General features: G+C 58.9%; 5 protein-coding genes. 2 read left to right on the top strand and 3 right to left on the bottom strand.

Annotation, left to right across the window (positions count from 1 at the left end; translation table 11 throughout):
- Nucleotides 1-261, top strand: a 261-nt coding sequence (locus AX756_RS26575; protein WP_231701184.1) for a hypothetical protein, incomplete at its 5' end; no start/stop codon positions are given.
- Between the two features lie 319 nt (nucleotides 262-580).
- Here the strand turns inward: AX756_RS26575 and AX756_RS24400 are convergent.
- The 3 genes from AX756_RS24400 to AX756_RS24390 form a co-directional block, all read right to left on the bottom strand.
- Nucleotides 581-880, bottom strand: a complete 300-nt coding sequence (locus AX756_RS24400) for a c-type cytochrome (RefSeq protein ID WP_068318427.1) — start codon at nucleotides 878-880, stop codon at nucleotides 581-583.
- A 249-nt stretch (nucleotides 881-1,129) separates the two neighbouring features.
- Nucleotides 1,130-3,007: a PhoX family protein gene (locus AX756_RS24395; RefSeq protein ID WP_068318425.1), complete on the bottom strand. Its 1,878-nt coding sequence runs from the start codon at nucleotides 3,005-3,007 to the stop codon at nucleotides 1,130-1,132.
- 559 nt (nucleotides 3,008-3,566) lie between these two features.
- Complete coding sequence (locus tag AX756_RS24390) at nucleotides 3,567-4,265, bottom strand: RraA family protein (protein ID WP_068318429.1); 699 nt, start codon at nucleotides 4,263-4,265, stop codon at nucleotides 3,567-3,569.
- A 321-nt stretch (nucleotides 4,266-4,586) separates the two neighbouring features.
- Here AX756_RS24390 and AX756_RS24385 point away from each other — a divergent pair, with 321 nt between their 5' ends.
- Nucleotides 4,587-5,006 carry a helix-turn-helix domain-containing protein gene (locus AX756_RS24385; protein WP_068318422.1) on the top strand — a complete coding sequence of 140 codons (420 nt, stop codon included), beginning with the start codon at nucleotides 4,587-4,589 and terminating at the stop codon, nucleotides 5,004-5,006.
- Nucleotides 5,007-5,354: the final 348 nt, after the last annotated feature.

The following is a 5,354-nucleotide window of genomic DNA, read 5'->3' as shown; positions in this document are numbered from 1 at the left end:
AAAAGCCCCCACTTTCTGCGAGAACGACAGGTTGTTTTTCCACAGAATCCGGACTTAGCGGTCATTCCCGGCAGTGCAGAAATCCCCGTCGCGGTCGTCTGGTATCCAGCATGGCAATCAAGGACCGGACGTTCGCCGCGCCACACATCAAGGGCGAATTGGCGGACATTTCTGCCGTTGGCGTCCGATGCCGAGCAGTATGCTGCCTGCGTTATCGTGACGATGCCCAGTTTCCCCTTTTCGCAGGCGCGGCAATTGTAGTCAGGAGAGACCCTCCAGGCCAGGCGTCAAAGAGGAACAGGGGTTCAACGACAAGAACCACTCGCTGGGGTGTCGGAACACCGACGTATCTGCTCGCCGCACGACAATGCAGTGCCTTGACCCAATGCGAAAAGAACGCAGAAAAAGCTGATGCCGACCGAAAAGAGATAGTTTGAGCACCCGGTCGATTTCTTCAGGCGCCATACCACTTCGTTAGAATGCCGCACCCATCCGCTTTGTAACCAAGCATTCCGAGCCTCGGCCAATTCTTTCGATGTCGTCCGCCAAGGGCGTCATAGAGAGGGACGGCTTTAGAAATCTAATTTATTCCAAGTCTTAAGCGGGCTTGATCCGGAGAAAGTGACATCAGGAAGACCGCGATGTTCTTTGCATCCATTTCACTCAGCGCAATTTCGGGCATGGCCTCGACGCCGCGAACCGACTCCACGACATCCTGTAGGATCATGCCCTGAATATCCGGTGCACTGCCGCCCGAAGCGTCCTTCCCGTGGCATTTTGCGCAGTTCTTTAGGAACAGCGTGCGCCCTGCCTTTACTTGTTCCTTTGGAAGCAAGAGTTCGGCGGCAGTTGTTTCGGAGGACCAAATAGGCAGGAGCATCAGAACGCAATAACGCAGTCCAGCGCGCGTGGCCTGCGTTCCCCGCAATAGAAACTGTCTTGGTCGAAACGGTCTCACGAGTATTCAGCCTCAACCACCAATGCGGCGGTTCACGGTCTACGACTTGGCGATCATCTGGCCGAGGGATGTTTCGTCCGCTGACAACCGCTGTGCTGTCGACCAAGTCTGTTTCGAAGCCAGGAGAGGACCCCGGTATGCCCGGGGTCCCCGGCCCAAGCCGGATTTGCTTCAGCCGACCAACGCACCGTCGTCACGCCAAACGGCGACGATAGAGGAACGTGGCAAACCTTCTCCGTCCGGGAAGGAGCCGCCAGGATGCTGAATTCCAACGAACATCGTCTTTCTGTCCGTCGACCAGCAAAGCCCTGTTACCTCCGACCCGTTCGGGCCGGTCAGGAACCGCTGGATTTCGCCCGTGACCGGATCACCGGCCAGCATCTGGTTGTTGCCCTGGCCTTCGAACTCGCCCTCGTTCGAGTCGTCCCCGTCTGTCTGGATCCAGACGATCCCGGTCGAGTCGAACATCATCCCGTCTGGCGAGTTGAACATGTTTCCTTCGTTGACGTTCGAGGAACCCTTGTAGGCGCCTTCACCAACAACCGGGTTGCCAGCCATCACGAACAAGTCCCAACGGAATGACGATGTTCCGTGATCGTCATTCGCCGGGTACCAACGCACGATCTGGCCATACTTGTTGGCCTCGCGCGGGTTGGGCCCGTTGACCGAGGTGTCGTCGCCGCCCGCATTCGGCTTCACGCCGCGGTTCTTGTTGTTCGTGAGAGACGCATAGCCTTCGGCCGCGACGGGGTTCACTTGCACCCATTCGGGACGATCCATCGTGGTGCCGCCGGCCGCCGAGGCCGCCATGCGAGTGAAGACAAGGATCTCTACCGCTTCCATGCCGGTCGTTTCCGGTGTCAGCGGCAGCCATTCTCCCGTGCCGTCCCAGTTGAACTTCGCAACGAAAAGGGTCCCGTCATCGAGCAGTGCACCGCCATCGGCCCCCGGCGAGTAGACCCCGTTCGAGACGAATTTGTAGAGATACTCTCCGCGCTCATCGTCGCCCATGTAGACAACCACGCGCCCGTCCGGCGCCAGCGTGCAGGCGGCGTTCTCGTGCTTGAAGCGCCCGAGCCCGGTCCGCTTGATCGGGGTCGAGTTCGGATCCGAGGGATCGATCTCGGTGACCCAGCCCTGCCGGCGCGGTTCGGCCGGGTTCTTGGAGACATCGAAGCGCTCGTCGAACTTGTGGTAATCGTAGCCCCAGCCATCATGGCCGATGCCGTAGCGCTTGTAGTCTTCGGGTAGCTCCGCTTCCGCATCGGTCGAGCCGAAATAGCCGTTGAAGTTCTCCTCGCAGGTCAGATACGTCCCCCACGGCGTCGGACCTGAGCCGCAATTGTTCATCGTGCCCAAGGGGGTCATGCCTTCGGGGTCGGCATCCGTTTTCAGCAGGTCCGAACCCGCTGCCGGACCCGAGAACGTCATCGGTGTGTTGTGATCAATGCGGCGATTGAAGGGCGAGTCGACGACAACCTCGTATTGGCCACTCTCGTTCGGAGCGACCTCCATGATGGTGACGCCCTGGATGCGCTGTAGCATTAGCACGTCATCGGCGCTTTGGGGCACACCTTCGGAGTTCGGAAGGTTGGTTTTGCGATTGGCATATTCGCTGTTGACGGCGATCACCTCGCGACCGTCAATGGAATAGAGCCACATCCCGTCGGTGTTCTCGCCGAAGACATGCTCCGCGGTGGCGGCATCGTGCCCGTTGGCGGGATCAAACGCGGCTGCACCGGAGCGCAGCGGATCGCCCCAGCGGACGACGGTCGACCAGCTGTAGCCCTCGGGCACATGAACGGTGGCATCTGTCGCGATAGGTATCGGCTTGAAGGCGAAGCGGCTCGCGGCCTGTGCCCTGGCAGACGTGGAAGAAAGAAGTGTGCCGGTGCTCATTACCGCGGCACCGGAACCGAAGGCAAGGACACCGCCCAGGAAGCCCCTGCGTGAGATGGCCTCTTCCACAACGAGGTCGAATTCCGAAGTCTCAGGACGAGGGTTCTTGACCTCGTCCCACTCGTCCATTGTCAGCTCATGGTCCTTCATGGTGTCCTCCCATTGGTGGCTTTTTTTCTTGAGGTGACTTTCTCCCATCTTCCGGGGACAATAAGTCATCCCAAGCCCGCATTGTCTGCGGGACATCAACAAATGGGAAGCGATTTCTGATGTCGCGCGTCGGCTCGGAGTTCTTTCGCCGTAACGCGCGCCATCCGTTCTTCATCACCGTTTGATGGTTTTTGTAATTTCCTCAGTGCCTTGCGAGGCCAGAAAATGCTCCCCGCTCCATCATGGGACCGAACGCCCCGAGCGACCGGTTGTGTCCGCCCGGTCGGACGCCGTGTTGGTTGCGAAAGGGTAGATTGGGCTCTTCACTGCCAATCGCTGCACGGACCACGAGTTGCCGCTTCTGGTTCAGAGGATGGTACTGCACTTGCAAACCGTTGAGACGTAGCGAGCGTCGGCAATGCGCAGGAAGCGGTTGGAAAGACAGAGTCGATGATCGGCGGCAATGTCCAAGGTTTGTCGCCGCTGCAGCTCACGCTGACAGCAGCCACAAACCTTGGACGAAGCAGTCGCTGGCGCTCAACGCACTTCCGTTAGACTTTTACTCTTTGAAAGCAACTCGGTCACTTGCCAAAAGTTGCTCCACCCAATCAGGAACCTGCAGTCCTGCGGCAACTCTTTCGTCCTGCGCACGCTCGGCACTCCTAATACGTTCGAGATGTTGAATAACTTCATCCAGACGCTCGAACGGCACGACAACTACGCCATCCTGATCGGCTACGATCATATCACCAGTTTCCACTTCTTGTGCACCGATTTGGATCGGGAAACCAACGGCTCCAGGTCCCGACATGTGCGGTGACGCTGGGGTAATTCCGGTACACCAAACCGGCAATCCAACCGAGACTATGCCATCGTAGTCACGCAGCGGTGCGTCCGTAACAAACCCGGCCGCACCGGAATTTTTCATCATTCCAATCAAGCCATCGCCACCGGCTGCGCATCCGGAATAGGCTGAAAACGAGGACACGATGACGTCGCCGGGTCGAATGAATTTCAACGATGCGAACACTGCCAAAACGTCGGCGGCGCCACATTCCGCAGTTAATGCGGGACCTGCCGCGGCGCAGGTTAGATCCCGCCCCCCTCCAATCGGCTGAATGTTGTTGGAGAGAGCGCCACCTCCAAACATGGCGTCAACGACAAAGCCGGTGGGGGCACCATGAAATGCTGCAATCTGTGCTTCGGTCGGGCGCCGAAGGTCTTTCTTGATAGTCAGCGTCGGCGGGGCTTCGATCACGTGGCCGTTCCTTTTCTTTCGGTCTGTGAGCATCTCGTACTCAACCATGCTACGGAGCAGTCTACTCATTGTCGACTTGCATCGTGCAACGTCCGCTCCGGGCTCGTTCACGACCTGTGAGCTCTCGTCGCTCTTGCTTGCCGGCTCTTGGCAATCAATGCCAAGACAGCTCAGACAGCCATCTCAACTACAAGCTTCCGATGGGTCAGATCACGACGACGCCCTCTCATCTCCTCGCTCACACCTCCGTCCTTGCCCCCGCCCGGATCGAACGCGTCCTTCTATATCAGCAGTGAATGAAACAACGCTGATGAGCATGACATGACCAAGAGCCCCACCGCCGCCTTCCTGACCACCGCCATCGAGCACTCGGGCCTGACGCAGCGCGAGATCGCGCAGCGCGCGGGATTTGCAAAGCCGAACGTGCTTTCAATGATGAAGACAGGCGAGACCAAGGTTCCGATCGAACGCATTCTGGCGCTCGCCGAAGCATGCGGTGCGGATCCAATCGACTTCGCGCGCATTGCCATGCGCGAGTACCACCCGGAGGTCTGGGGCACGTTGAACCTGGTTTTCGATCCCAAGCTCACCGATCGCGACATCTCGGTTCTTCGGATCCTTCGGCAGGCCGATCCCAACGGCGAACTGCATTGGCAAAGGGCCGACAGGCAGTTTCTCTTCGTCATGTTCCAATATCTCGTCGGGTGGATGGAGCATGTCGCCGGTATCACATCGAAATAGGGAAAGGCTGCGCCCCCGCCAGACCGCGAAGTCCTAGGTGGGGGCGGCTGCCTAAGGAGGCTGTCCCGGCGCGCGGCGTCGGGATGGTGCCCAATCCTTGGAGTTGACCGGCGGGACTGAGCACAATGCATATGAAGGGCATAAAATCGCCCTGCCGGATTCGGCGTTTCTGAACTTGAACCTGCCCGCGCCGCTAAGCCGCCAACAGGTCGCTCTCCAGCTTGGCGAACATCGTCAGGTCCTCCTCGGCGCTGTCGAAGAGGTGGCCATAGGTATCCATCGTCATGCCGATCGTGGCGTGGCCAAGCAGGGTCTGGATCTTCTTGGGGTTCCAGCCCTGCTCGATGA

This window comes from Aliiruegeria sabulilitoris, from assembly GCF_001558155.1.
Taxonomy (GTDB): domain Bacteria; phylum Pseudomonadota; class Alphaproteobacteria; order Rhodobacterales; family Rhodobacteraceae; genus Tropicimonas; species Tropicimonas sabulilitoris.
This window is presented reverse-complemented; position numbering and strand designations above follow the sequence as displayed.

Excerpts from the sequence above, each read along its gene's own strand:
- AX756_RS24400 (WP_068318427.1), bottom strand. The coding sequence starts at position 880 with ATGCTCCTGCCTATTTGGTCCTCCGAAACAACTGCCGCCGAACTCTTG.
- AX756_RS24395 (WP_068318425.1), bottom strand. The coding sequence starts at position 3,007 with ATGAAGGACCATGAGCTGACAATGGACGAGTGGGACGAGGTCAAGAAC.
- AX756_RS24385 (WP_068318422.1), top strand. The coding sequence starts at position 4,587 with ATGACCAAGAGCCCCACCGCCGCCTTCCTGACCACCGCCATCGAGCAC.